The sequence below is a fragment of the Mycolicibacterium doricum genome (assembly GCF_010728155.1).
In the GTDB taxonomy this organism is placed as follows: domain Bacteria; phylum Actinomycetota; class Actinomycetes; order Mycobacteriales; family Mycobacteriaceae; genus Mycobacterium; species Mycobacterium doricum.
In genome coordinates this window covers 2,836,833-2,854,884 of the sequence record NZ_AP022605.1, presented here as the reverse complement: position 1 = coordinate 2,854,884, position 18,052 = coordinate 2,836,833, and the positions used below count along the sequence as shown (strand labels likewise).

Annotated in this window: 12 protein-coding genes; 6 read left to right on the top strand and 6 right to left on the bottom strand. The window is 68.2% G+C overall.

The genetic code is table 11. The annotated features are described in order from the left end of the window. The first annotated feature begins 9 nt into the window (after nucleotides 1–9). From G6N07_RS13825 to G6N07_RS13815, 3 genes are read left to right on the top strand one after another with little or no spacing between them, the layout of a single operon-like run. Nucleotides 10–834 carry a carbohydrate ABC transporter permease gene (locus G6N07_RS13825; RefSeq protein ID WP_179960039.1) on the top strand — a complete coding sequence of 275 codons (825 nt, stop codon included), beginning with the start codon at nucleotides 10–12 and terminating at the stop codon, nucleotides 832–834. A 4-nt stretch (nucleotides 835–838) separates the two neighbouring features. Further along, a complete protein-coding gene (locus G6N07_RS13820; protein WP_085189223.1) occupies nucleotides 839–2,056 on the top strand; it encodes an ABC transporter ATP-binding protein in 1,218 nt (405 codons plus the stop codon). Beyond that, nucleotides 2,053–2,646 carry a suppressor of fused domain protein gene (locus G6N07_RS13815; RefSeq protein ID WP_085189221.1) on the top strand — a complete coding sequence of 198 codons (594 nt, stop codon included), beginning with the start codon at nucleotides 2,053–2,055 and terminating at the stop codon, nucleotides 2,644–2,646. The genes G6N07_RS13820 and G6N07_RS13815 overlap by 4 nt, the downstream gene beginning before the upstream one ends. Before the next feature lies 1 nt (nucleotide 2,647). Here G6N07_RS13815 and corA read toward each other — a convergent pair whose 3' ends face one another. Continuing rightward, the gene (gene corA / locus G6N07_RS13810; RefSeq protein WP_085189219.1) at nucleotides 2,648–3,757 is read right to left on the bottom strand and encodes a magnesium/cobalt transporter CorA; all 1,110 of its coding nucleotides are present in this window, start codon (nucleotides 3,755–3,757) and stop codon (nucleotides 2,648–2,650) included. 384 nt (nucleotides 3,758–4,141) lie between these two features. On the opposite strand from corA, the gene G6N07_RS13800 reads away from it, so the two are divergent. Continuing rightward, nucleotides 4,142–4,942, top strand: coding sequence for a glycine betaine ABC transporter substrate-binding protein (locus G6N07_RS13800; protein ID WP_179959990.1), 801 nt, complete (start codon nucleotides 4,142–4,144; stop codon nucleotides 4,940–4,942). Nucleotide 4,943: 1 nt separating this feature from the next. Here G6N07_RS13800 and G6N07_RS13795 read toward each other — a convergent pair whose 3' ends face one another. The 3 genes from G6N07_RS13795 to G6N07_RS13785 form a co-directional block, all read right to left on the bottom strand. Further along, nucleotides 4,944–5,780, bottom strand: coding sequence for an SDR family NAD(P)-dependent oxidoreductase (locus G6N07_RS13795; protein WP_085189214.1), 837 nt, complete (start codon nucleotides 5,778–5,780; stop codon nucleotides 4,944–4,946). Between the two features lie 171 nt (nucleotides 5,781–5,951). Further along, the gene (locus G6N07_RS13790; protein WP_085189212.1) at nucleotides 5,952–9,782 is read right to left on the bottom strand and encodes a multifunctional oxoglutarate decarboxylase/oxoglutarate dehydrogenase thiamine pyrophosphate-binding subunit/dihydrolipoyllysine-residue succinyltransferase subunit; all 3,831 of its coding nucleotides are present in this window, start codon (nucleotides 9,780–9,782) and stop codon (nucleotides 5,952–5,954) included. A 166-nt stretch (nucleotides 9,783–9,948) separates the two neighbouring features. Then, a complete protein-coding gene (locus tag G6N07_RS13785; RefSeq protein WP_085189210.1) occupies nucleotides 9,949–10,707 on the bottom strand; it encodes a hypothetical protein in 759 nt (252 codons plus the stop codon). 147 nt (nucleotides 10,708–10,854) lie between these two features. On the opposite strand from G6N07_RS13785, the gene G6N07_RS13780 reads away from it, so the two are divergent. Both G6N07_RS13780 and G6N07_RS13775 read left to right on the top strand, forming a co-directional pair. Next, nucleotides 10,855–12,129: a multidrug effflux MFS transporter gene (locus G6N07_RS13780; protein WP_085189208.1), complete on the top strand. Its 1,275-nt coding sequence runs from the start codon at nucleotides 10,855–10,857 to the stop codon at nucleotides 12,127–12,129. Next, nucleotides 12,113–13,966 (top strand): MFS transporter, encoded by a 1,854-nt coding sequence (locus G6N07_RS13775; RefSeq protein WP_085189206.1) that lies wholly within the window; start codon nucleotides 12,113–12,115, stop codon nucleotides 13,964–13,966. Before G6N07_RS13780 ends, G6N07_RS13775 begins: the two co-directional genes overlap by 17 nt. On the opposite strand, the gene G6N07_RS13770 is transcribed toward G6N07_RS13775, so the two are convergent. Then, nucleotides 13,903–17,406: a TM0106 family RecB-like putative nuclease gene (locus tag G6N07_RS13770; protein WP_085189204.1), complete on the bottom strand. Its 3,504-nt coding sequence runs from the start codon at nucleotides 17,404–17,406 to the stop codon at nucleotides 13,903–13,905. The two genes, G6N07_RS13775 and G6N07_RS13770, sit on opposite strands and share 64 nt — an antisense overlap. A 30-nt stretch (nucleotides 17,407–17,436) precedes the next feature. Next, nucleotides 17,437–17,958, bottom strand: coding sequence for an LppP/LprE family lipoprotein (locus G6N07_RS13765; RefSeq protein ID WP_085189321.1), 522 nt, complete (start codon nucleotides 17,956–17,958; stop codon nucleotides 17,437–17,439). Nucleotides 17,959–18,052: the final 94 nt, after the last annotated feature.

The following is an 18,052-nucleotide window of genomic DNA, read 5'->3' as shown; positions in this document are numbered from 1 at the left end:
AACCAGCGGGTGACCGCCGGGCGGGGGACCGGATGGGCCGTCGTCAACGTCCTCGTCGTGCTCTATGCGTTGGTCCCGGTGCTGTGGATCCTGAGCCTGTCGCTGAAGCCGACCTCGAGTGTCAAGGACGGCAAGCTGATCCCGACGGAGATCACGTTCGCCAATTACAAGGGCATCTTCAACGGGGACGCCTTCAGTTCGGCCCTGGTCAACTCGATCGGCATCGGCCTGGTCACCACGGTGATCGCGGTGGTGTTCGGCGGCATGGCCGCCTATGCGGTGGCACGCCTGACGTTCCCCGGTAAGAAGTTACTGGTCGGCGTCGCACTGCTGATCGCGATGTTCCCGCAGATCTCTCTGGTCACGCCGCTGTTCAACATCGAGCGCTCGCTCGGACTGTTCGACACCTGGCCCGGCCTGATCATCCCGTACATCACCTTCGCGCTGCCGCTGGCGATCTACACGCTGTCGGCGTTCTTCCGGGAGATCCCGTGGGACCTGGAGAAGGCCGCGAAAATGGACGGTGCGACACCGGCGCAGGCGTTCCGGAAGGTGATCGCCCCGCTGGCTGCGCCCGGCATCGTCACCGCCGCCATCCTCGTCTTCATCTTCGCGTGGAACGACCTGCTGCTGGCGCTGTCCCTGACGGCGACGCAGCGGGCGATCACGGCGCCGGTGGCGATCGCGAACTTCACGGGAAGTTCACAGTTCGAGGAACCGACCGGGTCGATCGCGGCGGGCGCGATGGTCATCACAATCCCGATCATCGTGTTTGTTCTCATCTTCCAGCGACGGATCGTCGCCGGGTTGACGTCCGGTGCGGTGAAGGGATAGCGCGATGGCCGAAATCGTCTTGGACAAGGTGACCAAGAGTTATCCGAACGGCGCGACGGCGGTGAAGGACCTGTCGATCACGATCGCCGACGGTGAGTTCGTCATCCTGGTCGGGCCGTCCGGTTGCGGCAAGTCGACGACGCTGAACATGATCGCCGGGCTCGAGGACATCTCTTCCGGTGAGCTGCGCATCGGCGGTGAACGGGTCAACGAGAAGGCGCCCAAGGACCGCGACATCGCGATGGTGTTCCAGTCCTACGCCCTGTATCCCCACATGTCTGTGCGGCAGAACATCGCCTTCCCGCTCACGCTGGCGAAGGTGAAGAAAGAACAGATCAACGCCAAGGTGGAGGAGACCGCGAAGATCCTCGACCTCACCGAACTGCTGGACCGCAAACCCAGTCAGCTCTCCGGCGGTCAGCGCCAGCGGGTGGCGATGGGACGCGCGATCGTGCGCAACCCCAAGGCGTTCCTGATGGACGAGCCGCTGAGCAACCTCGACGCGAAACTGCGCGTACAGATGCGTACGGAGATCTCCCGGCTGCAGAACCGGTTGGGCACCACCACTGTCTACGTCACCCACGACCAGATCGAGGCGATGACACTCGGCGACCGCGTCGTGGTGATGCTCTCCGGCGTCGTGCAGCAGATCGGCTCGCCCGAGGAGCTCTACAACGCACCGGCGAACCTCTTCGTCGCCGGCTTCATCGGCTCACCCGCGATGAACTTCTTCCCGGGGTCGCTGACCGACGTGGGGGTGCGGCTGCCGTTCGGCGAGGTCACGTTGACCCGGGAGGCGCACGACCTGATCAACCGGCGCGGCAAGACGAAGAACATCATCGTGGGGGTCCGCCCCGAACACCTCGAGGACGCGTCGGTGCTCGACGGTTACGCCCGGATCCGTGCGCTGAGTTTCGAGGTCATCGCCGACATGGTGGAGTCGCTGGGCGCCGAGAAGTACGTGCACTTCCGCATCGAGGGCGCCGGCGCCCAGTCCGCGCAATTGGAGCAGCTCGCCGTCGAGTCCGGACAGGGCGAGAACGAGTTCGTGGCGCGGGTGTCCACCGAGTCGCAGGTCCGTCAGGGCGGCACCATCCAACTCGCGCTCGACACGTCGAAGCTGGTGATCTTCGACGGCGATTCGGGGGAGAACCTGACGATTCCCGACAAGCGGTCCGCGGAGCCGCCGCGGGTCGCGGAACCGGCCAAGCCCGCCGAGTGACCGATGTCCTGACCGCGGTGCGCGCTCACCTGGGCGAGCACTTCCGAGGGGTCGGCATCACCACCGAACCCGCTGCCGCCAGCGTCACCTTCCTGGGCACCGAACGCATCGAGGTGCTGCGGTTCGGGCCCGGCGACGACGGGGTGGCGCACTACGTGTCGCTGGGTTGTTCGCGCCATCCGATGTTCGACCCAACTGAGTTGGTGACCGATGCGATACACGGGCCCCGCGCGGAAGTGGTTCTGGCCCTTCGCGGTCCGACACCCAAGGGGCTGGTCCGCTCGGTGGCGGTACTGGCCGCCGCACCCGCGGTCGAGGGCCTCGTACTGGAGGCCGACGCGTTGATCGACCTCGAGACACCGCTGTGGGATCTCTCCCCGTTCACTGCTTTCCTGTTGGGCAGCAGCGATATCGACGACGTCCCGCTACCCGGTCCGCTGCCCGCGGTGACGGTCTTCTCGGCCACCCCGATCACCCCGACGGAGGCCGCGTGGGTGCGACTCAGGGGTGCCGACGCGATGCGGGAGGCGTGGACGGCCGACGGAGTCGACGTGCTGGATCCGGCCCGCAGGGCGGCCAGCCCGCCTTAGCTCAGAGCCAGTGGTTGCGCCGGAAGGTGAAGTAGAGCAGCAAGCAGGTCGACGCCATGAACAGCAGGACCGCCGGATAGCCGTAGATCCAGTCCAGTTCGGGCATGTGGTCGAAGTTCATCCCGTAGATCCCCGCCATCGCGGTCGGCACCGCTGCGATGGCCACATACGCCGAGATCTTGCGCATATCGATGTTCTGCTGCATCGACACCTTGCCGACCGCAGCCTGCACCAGTGAGCTGAGCACGTCGTCGTAGCTGGCGATGCGGTCGGCGGCCTGCGTATTGTGGTCGAGGACGTCGCGGAAGTAGCGCCGGACCTCTTTGGAGATCAGGTCGTTGTGGTCGCTGCCGATGCGCTGCAGCGCCAGATTGAGCGGGCTGATCGCCCGGCGCATCTCGACGACCTCCCGCTTCGCCAGATAGATTCGCTCGATGTCGGTAGCGCTGCTGGGGGAGAAGACGTTTTCCTCCAGGGCGTCGATATCGTTTGCCACCAGGTCGGTGACCTCGAGGTAGGTGTCCACGACGTGGTCGGCGATCGCGTGCATCACCGCGTGCGGCCCGAGTGTGCAGCGCGCGGGACTGGTGTCGATCTGTCTGCGCACGCCGGCGAGCCCACCGTGCACACCGTGGCGCACCGTGACCACGAAGTCCGCGCCGACGAAGACCATGATCTCTCCGGTTTCGACGATCTCGTGGGCCTTGGGCCCCTCCCCGTGCTCGACGTAGGTGATGGTCTTGAGCACCAGGAACAACGTGTCGTCGTAGCGTTCCAGTTTGGGACGCTGGTGGGCGTGGACGGCATCCTCGACGGCCAGTTCATGCAGGTCGAACACATCCGCGACGGCCTGCATCTGATGTTCGTCGGGTTCGTGGAGGCCGATCCATACAAAGGCCGGTCGGCCCTCATGCTCGAGTTCACGGACCTTTTCCAGGGCGGCGCTGTGCGCGTACTTGCCCGGCAACCGCGTGCCGCCGGCGTAGACGGCACAGTCCACCGTCGCGCGGGCGACCGGGACGTGGATACTGCTGGCGTCCGGTTCGGTCGATTGGTGCTGCCGGCCGCCTTGACGCAGCAACGACGGTGGCAGCGCGCGAAACGACGGCATAGGAACCTTCCCTCGACGGCCAGCGGCCCCGTTCGGACCTGCACAGATGGTACGCGGCCGCCCTGCGGACCCCGTCCCTGCCGAGAACGAGGGGCCGTGTGAACATTAGGGTCCGATACTGTTCCCTTGTGGTCGAAATGGTGAGTACTTCGCAGGTTGTCATCGAGGACGCGGACCCGGCGCGCACCCTCGGTGGCCTCCACACCGGGTGTCGCCCAGGTCGGCCGTGCGATCCCGGAAGACCCCGGACCGAAGCCAACAGCGCGCTGTTCAAGACGTTCGGCGCCGACCTGGCCTCGGCGGTGGCCGCAGCGGTCGATGCGGCGTCGACAGCTGGCTGAGCCAAGCGACACCGTGCGCCGTCTGCTGTTCACCCTGTGCACGATGCTGCTGACCGCGTGCGGTGGTCCGCAGACCGGGCCGTCGCTGACGATAGGATCCGCCGAGGACGAAGCGTCGGTGATCACCGCACACCTGTACGCTGCCGCCCTACGCCACTACGGCACCGGCACCCGGGTGGAGCCGACCGCTGATCCGCTCACCGCTCTCGACGCCGGTGACGTGGCGGTGGTTCCGGGACTCACCGGGCGCCTGTTGGACCGCTTCCAGCCCGATGCGACCGCGCGCGCCGACGAACAGGTGTACCGGGACATGGTGTCGGCGCTGCCCGAAGGCGTCGCCGCCGGTGACTACACCACCGCGGCCGAGGACAAGCCGGCCCTCGCCGTCACCGTGTCCACCGTCGCCGAACTGGGTGGCCAGGACCTCTCGGCGGTGGCGCGCCGGTGCGGCGACCTCCGGCTGGGCCAGGTCCGCGGGGCGCGCACCCCGGCGACGGTCGGTACCTGCCGACTGCCCGTCCCACGCGAATTCCGGGACGCCGCAGGGCTGTTCGCGGCGGTGAAAGCCGGTGGGGTCGACGCCGCATGGACGACGACCGCGATGCCGGACATCCCGTCGGATCTGGTGGTGCTCACCGACGGCACCTCGCTGGTCCGCGCGGAGAACGTGGTCCCGTTGTACCGCCGCAACGGCCTCGCTGAATCACAGGTCCTCGCGCTCAACGAGGTCGCCGGTGTGCTGGACACCGCGGCCCTGGCCGAAATGCGCGCCCGCGTCCGAGAAGGAGCGGATCCAGCCGTCGTCGCCGACGAATGGCTCGCCGAGCACCCGCTGCGGGACTGAGTCAGTGGGGCCCGGGCATGAACCTCGAGGTCACCGAGGGGAACAGCCGTTGGTAGCGCGGCCCGAGGATCCGGATAATCACGTCGAGCGCCTTGGCGTCGGTGCCGATGAGCACCCGCGCCTTGTTCTTGCGAACACCGTCGAGGATGACCTGGGCGGCTTTCTCCGGTGTGGTGTTGGCGAGTCTCTTGTCGAAGAACGTGGCAAGTTCATCGGCGTCGAGGCCTTCCACGGCGGTGGCATTGCGCGCGATCGCGGTCTTGATGCCGCCGGGGTGCACGGTGGTCACCTTCACCGGGTGCCCCGCCACGGCCATCTCCTGGTTGAGCGCCTCGGTGAACCCGCGCACCGCAAACTTGGCGGCGTTGTAGGCGCCCTGACTCGGCACCGAGAACAGGCCGAACACGCTGGAGACATTGATGACGTGCCCGTCGCCGGAGGCGATCAGGTGCGGCAGGAACGCCTTGGTGCCATTGACCACACCCCAGAAGTCGACGTCCATCACCCGTTCGATGTCCTTGAACTGGCTGACCTCGATGTCCCCCATGAAGGCGATGCCGGCGTTGTTGTAGATCTGGTTGACCTTGCCGAAGTGCTGCTTGACCTCGTCGGCGTAGAGCAGGAACGCCTCACGCTCGGTGACGTCGAGACGGTTCACCTTCACCGGTGCGCCAGTCCCGCTCTCCTTGATGCGCTCCTCGGTGACGGCCAGGCCCTCGAGGTTGACGTCGCTGATCGCGACGCTGGCCCCGGAGCGGGCCAACTCGATCGCCAGCGCCTGCCCGATTCCCGACCCGGCGCCGGTGACGACGGCGACCTTTCCGGCGAAGCCCTGCATATTCACTCCTCGTGTCGATTGACTCGCGTCGAGGCTAGTCGATACTCGCGGTACCGGTGCAGCGGGGTAACGGTCAGTGACCCGGGCGCGCGGGGGCCACGCCGAAACGAACGTTCGGGCGCCAAAGTGCAGGTGATTCGCGCCAGAACGTCCATCTCGGCGACGGGACCGCTACGGGGCGAACGCCTCGTCGAGGATCTCCTGCTGCTCGACGGCGTGCACCTTCGAGGACCCGGATGACGGCGCCGACATTGCGCGCCGCGAGATCCGCTTGATGCCGGCGAAGTAGTCCGGCAGCATCTCGGGCAGCGTCAGCCCGAACGTGGGCCACGCACCCTGGTTCGCCGGCTCCTCCTGCACCCAGAACTTCTCCGCGACGTTCGGGTACTTCTCCAGCGTCTCAGCCAGCCGCCGCCTGGGCAGTGGGGCGAGCTGCTCGACCCGCACGATCGCGACGTCGTCGCGGTCTTCCCTGTTCTTACGCGCCACCAGCTCGTAGTAGATCTTGCCGCTGGTTAACAGCACCCGTTTGACCGTGTTGCGGTCGCCGTCGCCGTCGGTGTACATGGGCTCCTCGAGCACCGAACGGAACTTCTGCTCGGTGAAATCACGGATGTCGCTCACCGCCGCCTTGTTGCGCAGCATCGACTTCGGCGTGAACACGATCAGCGGTCGCCGAATCCCGTCCAGACTGTGCCGGCGCAGCAGGTGGAAGTAGTTCGCCGGCGTCGAGGGCATCGCGATCGTCATCGAGCCCTCCGCCCACAACTGCAGGAACCGCTCGATGCGGCCCGAGGTGTGGTCGGGCCCCTGACCCTCGTGGCCGTGGGGCAGCAGCAGTACGACGTCGGAGAGCTGACCCCACTTCGCCTCGCCAGAGCTGATGAACTCGTCGATGATCGACTGCGCCCCGTTGATGAAGTCGCCGAACTGCGCCTCCCACAACACCATCGCGTCGGGGTTGCCGACCGAGTAGCCGTACTCGAAGCCGACCGCGGCGAATTCCGACAGCGGCGAGTCGTACACCAGGAACTTGCCGCCCGTCGGGTTGCCGTCGGAGTCCGTCGCCAGCAGCTGCAGCGGCGTGAACTCCCTGCCGGTCTTGCGGTCGATCACCACCGAGTGGCGCTGCGTGAACGTGCCACGGCGGGTGTCCTGGCCGGACAGCCGGACCAGTTTGCCCTCGGCGATCATCGTGCCAAGGGCCAGCAGTTCGGCGAACGCCCAGTCGACCTTGCCCTCATAGGCCATCTCGCGGCGCCTCTCGAGCACCGGCTTGACGCGCGGGTGCACGGTGAAGCCCTCCGGCACCGCCAGGTGGGCGTCGCCGATGCGGGCCAGCAGCGACTTGTCCACCGCGGTGGCGAGCTTGGCCGGAATCTGCTGGTCGGCTTCCACCGATTCGCTGGGCTCGATTTCGTGCTTCTCGAGTTCGCGGACCTCGTTGAAGACCTGTTCGAGTTGGCCCTGGTAGTCGCGCAGCGCGTCCTCGGCCTCCTTCATCGAGATGTCGCCGCGGCCGATCAGCGATTCGGTGTAGCTCTTGCGGACGCCACGCTTGGTGTCGATCACGTCATACATCGAGGGCTGGGTCATCGACGGGTCGTCACCTTCGTTGTGCCCGCGGCGGCGGTAGCACAGCAGGTCGATGACGACGTCCTTCTTGAACTTCTGCCGGAAGTCGACGGCCAGCCTGGCCACCCAGACCGCGGCCTCCGGGTCGTCGCCGTTGACGTGGAAGATCGGCGCGCCGATCATCTTCGCCACGTCGGTGCAGTACTCCGACGATTTCGCGGCCGCGGGCGACGTGGTGAATCCGATCTGGTTGTTGACGATGAGGTGGATGGTGCCGCCGGTGCGGTAGCCCCGCAGCAGCGCCAGGTTCAGCGTCTCGGCGACCACGCCCTGCCCGGCGAACGCGGCGTCGCCATGCAGCATCAGCGGCACGACGGTGTATCCGTCCTCGCCATCGCCCTTGTCGAGCAGATCCTGTTTGGCGCGTACCAGGCCTTCCATCACCGGGTCGACGGCCTCGAGGTGGCTCGGGTTGGCGGTCAGCGAGACCGTGATGTCGTTGTCGCCGAACATCTGCAGGTACGTGCCGCTGGAACCGAGGTGGTACTTCACGTCCCCGGAACCGTGCGCCTGCGAGGGGTTGAGGTTGCCCTCGAATTCGCTGAAGATCTGGCTGTAGGGCTTGCCGACGATGTTGGCCAGCACGTTGAGCCGACCGCGGTGCGGCATACCGACGACGACCTCGTCGAGCGCGTGATCGGCGCACTGGTCGATCACCGCATCCATGGTCGGGATGACGGTTTCCGCGCCTTCCAGTGAGAATCGCTTCTGCCCGACGTACTTGGTCTGCAGGAAGGTCTCGAAGGCCTCCGCCGCGTTGAGTCGGCTCAAGATGTACTTTTGCTGCGCGACGGTGGGTTTCTCGTGTTTGCCCTCGATACGCTCCTGGAGCCACTGCTGCTGTTCGGGTTCGAGGATGTGGGTGTACTCGACGCCGATGTGGCGGCAGTAGGCGTCGCGCAGCACGGCGAGCACGTCGCGCAGCTTCTTGCGTTCGGCACCGGCGAACCCGTTGACCTTGAACTCGCGGTCGAGATCCCACAGCGTCAGCCCATGGGTGAGCACGTCGAGGTCGGGGTGACTGCGGAAGCGGTTGTTGTCCAACCGCAGCGGGTCGATGTCGGCCATCAGGTGGCCGCGGTTTCGGTACGCCGCGATCAGCTCGATGACGCGGGCGTTCTTGTCCTCGATCGAATCGGGGTTGTCGATGCGCCAGCGCACCGGCTCGTAGGGGATCCCCAGTTCCCGGAAGATCTCGTCGAAGAACTCGTCGGACAGCAGCAGCTGGTGCACGGTCCGCAGGAAGTCACCGGATTCGGCGCCCTGGATGATGCGATGGTCGTAGGTGGACGTGAGCGTGATGAGCTTGCCGATCCCGAGGTCGGCGATGCGCTCCTCGCTGGCGCCTTGGAACTCCGCCGGATACTCCATAGCGCCGACACCGATGATCGCGCCCTGGCCGCGCATCAGGCGCGGCACCGAGTGCACGGTGCCGATGGTGCCGGGGTTGGTCAGCGAGATCGTCACACCGGAGAAATCCTCGGCGGTGAGCTTGCCGTCGCGGGCGCGCCGCACGATGTCCTCGTAGGCGGCGATGAACTGGCCGAAGCGCATGGTGTCGGCCTTCTTGATGGCCGCGACGACCAGCTGCCGGTTACCGTCCTTGCCCTGCAGGTCGATCGCGAGGCCCAAATTCGTGTGCGCGGGGGTAACCGCGTTCGGCTTACCGTCGACCTCGGCGAAGTGACGGTTCATATTCGGGAACTTCTTGACCGCCGTCACGATCGCGTAGCCGATCAGGTGCGTGAAGCTGATCTTGCCGCCGCGCGTGCGCTTGAGGTGGTTGTTGATAACGACGCGGTTGTCGATCATCAGTTTGGCCGGGATGGCGCGCACGCTGGTCGCGGTCGGCACGTCCAGAGACGCCGACATGTTCTTGACGACGGCCGCGGCGGCACCGCGCAGCACCTGGTTCTGGTCGCTGTCGTCGGAGGACTGCGACTCCGGTTTGGCGGTGCCGTTGCCCGACGACGCGCTCGACTTGGCGGACTTCTCGGACGACTTGGCATCCGCCGGCTTGGTCGAGTTCGGTTCGGCCGGCTTGAAACCCTGCGGCTTGGAACCCTGCGGCTTGGAACCCTGCGTCTTGGAACGCTGCGGCTTGGAACCCTGCGTCTTGGTGTCTTGTGTCTTCGGCGCCGGCGCCGGCGCTGGCTCCGGCGGGGCCTTGGGCGCGGCGGTGGCGGTGGCGTTGCGCGTCTGCTGCCCGTTGGCGCTCGCCGCGGAGTCGGTGGTCGGTTCCGGGTTGTAGTCGACGAGGAACTCGTGCCAACTGGGGTCTACCGACGAGGGATCCTCGCGGAACTTGCGATACATTTCCTCGACCAACCATTCGTTCTGGCCGAATGGTGAAGGTGAACTGCTCACGGCAGCTACTCGCCTCGATTCCGTCGTCTCAGGCGAGCATGGCAAGGCTGCTCGCCGCTCATGTTCTGTTCTGCGGTTTACCCGCTTTGGCGCCGCCTAAAGGCTAGCGCTCCGACCATCACGGGACCATCGCAATGCCGCCTTGGAGGGGTTCTGGTCGTAGTGGTCATGGATTCGGCTGCACCGATGGCAGCACGTGCAGTGTCACCGGCCAGCGCGACGGCGGCGGACCGAACGCCGATCGGGCGTTCTCGATGATCTTCTTGCCCATCATCCGGTTGCCGACTCCGCCGACGACGGCGCCGATGCCGACCGGCAGCACCTTGCCGAACGCCAGCGCACCGCGTTTGAGCGTGTAGCGCTTGACGAAGTACCTCAACAGGCGTGAGTTGAGTTGAGACACCGCCGGCAGCGGCAGCACGGCCGCGCCTTCGCTTATCCACGCGCCGCTGGTGCGGCCCCGGCCGAGCAGGTCGGCGACCGCCCGCTTGCTGTCCTCCCCGACGAGCACCGAAAGCACCAGCGCCCGGCGCCGCTCTCGCTCGTCGGCCGGGATGCCGTGCACCTCCGCGACGGCGAGTACGAACAGCGATGTCGCCTCCAGGAAGACCACGGTCTCGCCGGCCACCGCGGACATGGCGGCGAGCGTGCCGATGCCGGGGAAGGCCGCCGTGGAGCCGACCGCGGCGCCACTGCCCATCACCGCGCGCATGTAGTGCTTCTCGAGCTTGCTGATGACCTCGGCCGGTGAGGCGGTGCGGTCCCCGGAGCGGACACGGTCCACATACGCCTTCACCGCGGGCGCCTGGACGCGGGCGCTGCGTTCGATGATCTGCGACAGCACCCTGGCGGTCGCGCCCGGCTTGTCGTCGGTGTCCTCGCCGGCGAACGCCAGCTGTTTCTTGCGGTCCGATCGAGCGCTCATTGCGAGGCCTCCCTTGCCGTGGCGCCTGAACTTCTCAGGCTAACGCGATGTCAACGAACGACCACGTCGTGTGGTGCCGGGCAGTGACTGCAGTCACTGTTGGGTGGCGGACGGAAAAAGTCTCGACGCGACTCGCTGACCCTATCCATGGCAACATCCACGCACGTGGACGACACCTCTGCCCTCAGCACGCCGGTCCGTGGGGCGCCGGGGCGGGCGCAGATGATCGTGGTGCTCGGCGCCCTCGTCGCGCTCGGTCCGCTCACGATCGACATTTATCTGCCCGCCCTGCCGAGCATCGCCGACGAACTGAGCGTGTCGTCGTCGGTCGCGCAGCTGACGCTCACCGGCACCCTGGCAGGGTTGGCGCTGGGCCAGCTGGTGGTCGGTCCGCTGTCGGATTCGTTGGGGCGGCGCCGCCCGTTGATGGCCGGAATCGTGCTGCACATGCTGGCGTCGGTGCTGTGCATGCTGGCGCCTGACATCGCCGTGTTGGGTGTCGCCCGCGGGCTGCAGGGCATGGGCGCCGCCGCCGGAACCGTGGTGGCGATCGCCGTCGTCGGTGACCGGTTTTCCGGAGCGGCCGCGGCGACGGTGATGTCGCGGCTGATGCTCGTCCTCGGTGTCGCGCCGGTCCTGGCGCCGTCGCTGGGCGCGGCGGTGCTGCTGCACGCGTCGTGGCAGTGGGTGTTCGCCGCGCTCGTCGTGCTCGCCGGCGGGCTGCTTCTCGCCGCGGCCACGGTGCTGCCGGAGACGCTGCCGACGGCGCACCGCCGTCCGTTGAAGGTGCGCGGCATCGCTGCGACCTACGCCTCACTGCTGCGCGACCTGCGTTTCGTGGTGCTCGTCCTGGTGGCGGCGTTGGGCATGTCGGGACTGTTCGCCTACATCGCCGGCGCGGCGTTCGTGCTGCAGGGCGACTACGGGCTGGACCAGCAGACGTTCGCGCTCGTGTTCGGTGCCGGCGCGGTGGCCCTGATCGCCACCACGCAGTTCAACGTGGTGCTGCTGCGCCGGTTCACACCGCAGCAGATCATGGTGTGGGCGCTGGCGGCGGCGTCGCTGGCCGGTTTGGTCTTCGTCGGGCTGGCGGTCGCCCATGTCGGTGGTCTGGCCGGCTTCCTGATGTCGGTGTGGGTCATCCTCGCCGCGATGGGGTTGGTGCTGCCCAACGCGCCTGCGGTGGCGCTGTCGCGCCACAACGAGGCGGCGGGCACCGCAGCGGCCCTGCTCGGTGCCGGCCAGTTCGGTCTGGGCGCGGCGGTCGCACCGCTGGTCGGGGTGCTCGGCAACGACGAGTTCGCGCTCGCCCTGGTCATGGTGGTCGGCACGGTCGTGGCGCTGGTCGCGCTCGTGGCGGTCGGGCCTTCTCGGCCACAACCTTCGATAGGCGAGTCGACCCGAAATGCTCTCCACGTCTGAAATCCGGCCGGGTAGCCCGTGGCATGCGCTGTGGGCCATGATGGTCGGCTTCTTCATGATCCTGGTTGACGCCACCATCGTGGCGGTCGCCAACCCGCTGCTCATGGAGGAGCTGGGTGCCGACTACGACGCCGTGATGTGGGTGACCAGCGCGTATCTGTTGGCATATGCCGTTCCGCTGTTGGTTGCGGGCCGGCTGGGCGACCGGTTCGGACCCAAGAACGTCTACCTGCTCGGCCTGGCCGTCTTCACCGCGGCCTCGCTGTGGTGCGGGCTGGCCGGGTCCGTCGACACGCTGATCGCCGCGCGGGTCGTCCAGGGCATCGGCGCGGCATTGTTGACGCCGCAGACCCTCTCGACGATCACCCGGATCTTTCCGCCCGAGCGCCGCGGTGTGGCGATGAGCGTGTGGGGGGCGACGGCCGGGGTGGCGACGTTGGTGGGACCTCTGGCGGGTGGGGTGCTGGTGGACCACCTCGGCTGGCAGTGGATTTTCTTCGTCAACGTTCCGGTCGGGCTGGTCGGTCTGGCGCTGGCGTGGTGGCGGGTGCCTGCGCTGCCGACCACCGCGCACCGGTTCGATCTGCTCGGGGTGCTGCTGTCGGGCGTCGGGATGTTCGCGATCGTCTTCGGGCTACAGGAGGGCCAGTCCCAGGGTTGGCAGCCCTGGATCTGGGCGCTCATCGTGGCCGGAATCGCGGTGATGGCCGGCTTCGTCTACTGGCAGTCGGTCAACCCGCACGAACCGCTGATCCCGCTGCGGATCTTCGGTGACCGCCACTTCTCTCTGTCCAGCTTCGGCGTCGCGGTCATCGGCTTCGTGGTGACGGGCATGATCGTGCCGACGATGTTCTTCGCCCAGGCAGTCTGTGGGCTGACGCCGACGGAATCGGCGCTGCTGACCGCGCCGATGGCGATCGCCACCGGAGTGCTGGCGCCCGTGGTTGGGCGCTTCGTCGACCGCGCCCACCCGCGGCCGATCATCGGGTTCGGGTTTTCGGCGCTGGCCATCGCGCTGACGTGGCTGTCGATCGAGATGGCGCCGGAAACGCCGATTTGGCGGTTGGTGCTGCCGTTCGGTGTCATGGGCATCGGGATGGCGTTCATCTGGTCACCGCTGGCGGCCACCGCGACGCGGAACCTGCCGGCGGCCCTCGCCGGCGCCGGGTCGGGCGTCTACAACGCGACCCGTCAGGTGGGGTCGGTGCTGGGCAGCGCGAGTATGGCGGCGTTCATGACGTCGCGGATCAGCGCGGAGATGCCATCGGCGGCGGACGCATCGCCGCGAGGGGAGGGCACGGTCTCCGCGCTGCCGCAGTTCCTTCACGCGCCGTTTGCCGCGGCGATGTCGCAGTCGCTGCTGCTGTCGGCGTTCGTGGCGCTGATCGGTGTCGCCGCGGCGATCTTCCTACGGGACTTCCGCGTAGCTCCTGGGCCCGGTCCCGCTGCCCCGGCGACTCGGACCGAGCCAGTGGACGACGGCTTCGACGACGACGACTACCTCGAGTACGCGGTCAGCTGGGACGATCTGCAACTCACCGAACCGATCACGCCGCATCCGAATGTCGGCGCCGACGAGAGCGTCACGCAGCCGCTCGTCTCCCATAGTCGGCGCACGCCCATGAAACCCGACCCGGTCCCCGGCGACGATCCGTGGCGTCGGGTTCTCGACGAACTGCTCCCTGACGTCGCGCCGCGGCCCGCGGTCGAGCCGGGGAACACGGTCGAGCCGGGGAACAGCAGACGCCGCCGTTACCGCGACGACGGCGACGGTCACCGCCAGTGGCTGAGCGCGACGACCGAGCCGCCGCGCGGGCGCCATTCGCGCGGGGATTGACCCGCTACGGTAGTCAACGACAGGAACGCGCCGAGTTCGACCAGACCCTTCGGCGTCGACGGCAGGTACTCGGTGAGCGCTTCGGACCGCACGATCACCGCCGCGTACTTGGCCCGGCTGATCGCCACGTTGAGGCGATTACGATTGAGCAGGAACGAGATCCCGCGCGGGACGTCGTCGATGGACGAGGCGACCATCGAGACGAACACCACCGGCGCCTGCTGGCCCTGGAATTTGTCGACGGTGCCTACCCGCACACCGGCCAGCCCGGCGGCGCCGAGGCGCTGCCGCAGCAGCACGACCTGGGCGTTGTAGGGCGTCACGACCATCACGTCGTCTTCGGTGAGCGGTCGGGTGCCGTTCTCGTCGGTCCACAGCGCATTCAGCAGCGGGCGAATTCGCGCGACGATCGCGTCGGCCTCCTCCGGGCTCTCGGTCGCGTTGCCGTCGTGTGGGACGGCGACCTCATGCACACCGGGTGACCAGCCCTCGAGGGTGCGCGCCGCGGTGACCGCGTCGAACGACTGCAGGCGTCCGTCGTAGGACAGCCGGGACACCGCCGCGCATACCTGCGGGTGCATCCGGTACGACACGTCGAGGAAGTAGCCGCGTTCGGCGGGCAGCGTGTGCGCACCGTCGACGAGCCAGCCGAGCGCCGAGGAGTCGACCGGTTCAGGATGCGTGCCCGCACTGACCTGCGGAAGCTGCTGAGGGTCGCCGAGCAGCAGGAGGTTCGCGGCGGCCGGCGCGACGGCGATCGTGTTGGCCAGGCAGAACTGGCCCGCCTCTTCGATGACGAGCAGGTCGAGGCAGCCGCGCGGGATCCGGTTCCCGTTCGCGAAATCCCATGCGGTGCCGCCGACGACGCACCCGTCGTTGTCGGCGCAGAACGCCGGGAACTCCGCCTCGTCGAGCACTGTCCAGCACGCGTCGTCGCCGTGCCCTCGCTTCTTGGCCACCCGCGCCGAGGCCACCCCCGCCGCGATGACCCCGCGCAACAGGTTCTCCACCACCGCGTGTGACTGCGCCACCACCCCGATGCGCCAACGATGCGTGTTGACCAGCGTGGCGATGACCGCCGCCGCGGTGAACGTCTTGCCGGTGCCGGGCGGGCCGTGCACCGCCAGATACGACGAGTCGAGGTCGAGCAACGCGGCGGTGATCGTCCCGGGTGTGTCCGGACCGGTGGGCAGCGGTGCGCCGCTGCGGGTGCGCGGCGGGCGGCGCAACAGGATGTCGGTCACGGCGGTGGCGGGCAGCCGCGGCAGGCGCTCGGCCACCTCGGCGGCCGTCGCCTCGATCGAATCGCGCAGCGCGGTCGTGCGGATCGGCGGCCCGGGCGCCAGCGCGAACGGCAGCTGATCGAATACCCCGCCGTCTTTGGGAGTGCGCTCGACGATGACCACTTCGGTGGGTGCGTCGGCGTCGTCGTATTCGACGACGGTGGCGCTGCCCGCGGCGCGGCGGTCCGGATCGTCGCCGAGCCCGGCCGGGGCGGGCGGCTCGTACAGGGCGTACATCTCGCGGCTCAGGCGGCCTGCGGCCATCGCCCCGGTCAGCCGCACGCGGCGCTGCGGTTTACGGGCCCGCGGCGGAGTGTGCCAGTCGGTGTCGACCTTCGCGCCGTCCGCGTCGACGAGGAAGACGTCGGTGCTGTCGGCCCATTCGTCGACCGGGTTGTTGAGCCGGTCGAAGTGCGACCACCAGAACGGTTTGTCCTCGCGGCGGTGGTAGCCGCGGGCGGCGGCGACCATCGCGACCGCGGACTGCTCCGGGGAGCGGCGCTGGAGCTCGTCACCCGCGTAGCGGCACAGCGCGCGGTCCAGGGCGTCGACGGGTTCGGGCTCGGGCTTGAGCTCGGCGCGGACGGGCTGCGGCCCGCGTGGCGGCACTTCACAGTCGACGGCCCGGCACACCAGCCAGTCGCGCAGTCTGCGCGTCGAGGTGCAGTCGTACCGGTTGTAGTCCTCGATGTCCTTCAGGACGACGGCGGCGTCCTCGTCACGGCCCTCGGCGCGCAGCTCGCAGTAACGCGCGTACTCGGTGATCGACGCCGCGGCCGTGGTGACGTCGCCGGTGCGCAGCTGACCACCCATGTACAGCGGTTCCAGCGACTTGAGGCTGTAGTTCTGGGTGCCGACCCGAAAGGTCTTGCGCACCAAGGGGTAGAGGTCGACCAGCACGCCGCTGCGCAACAGGTCGTCGACGGCGTCCTCACCGATGCCGTAGCGCCCGGCGAGCCGCAGCAGCGCGGTCTTCTCGTAGGCGGCGTAGTGGTAGATGTGCATGTTGGGGTGACGTTTGCGCCGCTTGCGCACGAACTCGAGGAAGTCTTCGAGCGCCCGCCGTTCCTGCGGCCGGTCGTGCGCCCACAGCGGGTGGAATCCGTCGGCGGTGTCCAGCACGCCGAACAGATACTCCAGCCCCCACTCGTGGCCGTCGTCGGTCCACAGCGGGTCACCCTCGAAGTCGAAGAACAGGTCACCCCTGTCGGGTTCGGGCAGCAGCATCAGCGGCTGCGGATCGGTCACCTCGTACGGCGGTTTGCCGTCCACTCGCGGCGCGATCTGCAGTCGGGCCTGCGCGCTCAACGCGGCGACGGTGCGCGCGGACAGCTCGGGCACCGGCCCCCGGTGCCCGGCGAGTGCGGCGACGGTGGTGACCCCGGCGTCGAGGAACCGGGCCCGCTGACTTACCCGCATCCCCGCTACCAACAGCGGATCGTCTCGCGACCGCACCTGAATGCTGCACTCCGGGCAGCGGAAACACGCGCGGACGTCCTCGTCCTCCCAGCGCACCGGCGCGCCGCCGGCCAAATGGTCGTCGAGCAGCCGCTGCAGCGCGGCCCGTCGCAGCCGGTACACCGGCAGCAGCTCGGCGAGCGCGTAGCGGGCAGTGGCGCCGTCGCCGAGCACGAGTTCCACCTCGTCGGCGACCGGCACGCCCACAGCGGTCAGCGTCTCGGCGTAGGCGGCCAGCTGCAGCAGCGCCGCCACCTTCACCGAGCGCGCCAGCTTGGTGTCGCGCAGCAGGTAGCGGTCTCCCGCGAGGACCAAGAAGTCGGCGAAGCCGGCGAACCGGCCGTCGAACATCGCTGCCTGGTAGATCACCGGCGCCCGGCGGGCCACGGCGCGGGTGGTGGCCTCGGCGGCGGCGGTCAACCCGGCCACGGTGTAGGGCGGCCTGCCGATGACGGTGACGTTGTTGTCGCCGTCGGCCCTCAGCTCCTCGAGGTGGCGCTTCTCGTGGTGCTCGCCGAGGTCGGCGGTGCGGGCCAGCAGGCCGTCATCGGCGGCGGCCTTCGGACCCCACCCCAGCCGGGCGTCGAAGGAGCGCAGCAGCGCGTACTCACAGCGGGCGGCCGCGGCGAGATCGGATGCACTGTAGATAACTCTGCTGGATGTGGCCTCGTCGTGCGCCCCAACGGATTCGACGAACACGCCAGACACTTTAGGGCAGCGATCCGGCAGCTAGCCGGTGTTGCCGATCAACTCCACGCCGTTGCCGTTCCAGCGGAACCGCACGATGCTGGCCAGCGCGTCGACCTCACCGGCGTAGCGCAGGGCGACGGTGTCGCCGGTGGTGCCGGCCGGGTCGAGGCCGTTGAACCCGTAGGTGTCGGGCACCCCGGTGGGGATGAACTTGCCGAGGTGGAACATCACCGCGCGGGTGTTCGGGTTCTCGGCGTTGGTGTTGGCGCGCACGATGACCGCCGACAGCTGCGCGCACTGGTTGTAGTTGCCCGCCACCGGCTCCGGGCTCCACGGCTGACCGCTACGGGGATCGCGCGGCAGTTCGGAGACGGCCTTGGCGATCTCCGGGGCGGCCAGGTTCACCGCGCACGGATCCGACGGCGCTGCAGCCGGCGGCGGCCCGACGGTCGGGGCGATGCTCGGCGTGGCCGGGGCGGCGGGTGCTGGCGAAGGGCCCGTCGCCTCCGGGGTCTTGGACACCGTCGAGTCGCCGGAGCCGCAGCCGACGAGGGCAGACATTGCGGCTGCCGCGACTGCGACCACGACCACCCGCTTCACAACAGCGCACCGTACCGGGATCGGATGTGAGGTTCGAACAGGCGCGCTGGGCCGA

Bases quoted from the DNA above. Each gene is read 5' to 3' on its own strand.
- G6N07_RS13820 (WP_085189223.1), top strand. From the start codon at position 839: ATGGCCGAAATCGTCTTGGACAAGGTGACCAAGAGTTATCCGAACGGC.
- corA (WP_085189219.1), bottom strand. From the start codon at position 3,757: ATGCCGTCGTTTCGCGCGCTGCCACCGTCGTTGCTGCGTCAAGGCGGC.
- G6N07_RS13800 (WP_179959990.1), top strand. From the start codon at position 4,142: ATGCTGCTGACCGCGTGCGGTGGTCCGCAGACCGGGCCGTCGCTGACG.
- G6N07_RS13795 (WP_085189214.1), bottom strand. From the start codon at position 5,780: ATGCAGGGCTTCGCCGGAAAGGTCGCCGTCGTCACCGGCGCCGGGTCG.
- G6N07_RS13785 (WP_085189210.1), bottom strand. From the start codon at position 10,707: ATGAGCGCTCGATCGGACCGCAAGAAACAGCTGGCGTTCGCCGGCGAG.
- G6N07_RS13780 (WP_085189208.1), top strand. From the start codon at position 10,855: ATGGCAACATCCACGCACGTGGACGACACCTCTGCCCTCAGCACGCCG.
- G6N07_RS13775 (WP_085189206.1), top strand. From the start codon at position 12,113: ATGCTCTCCACGTCTGAAATCCGGCCGGGTAGCCCGTGGCATGCGCTG.
- G6N07_RS13765 (WP_085189321.1), bottom strand. From the start codon at position 17,958: ATGTCTGCCCTCGTCGGCTGCGGCTCCGGCGACTCGACGGTGTCCAAG.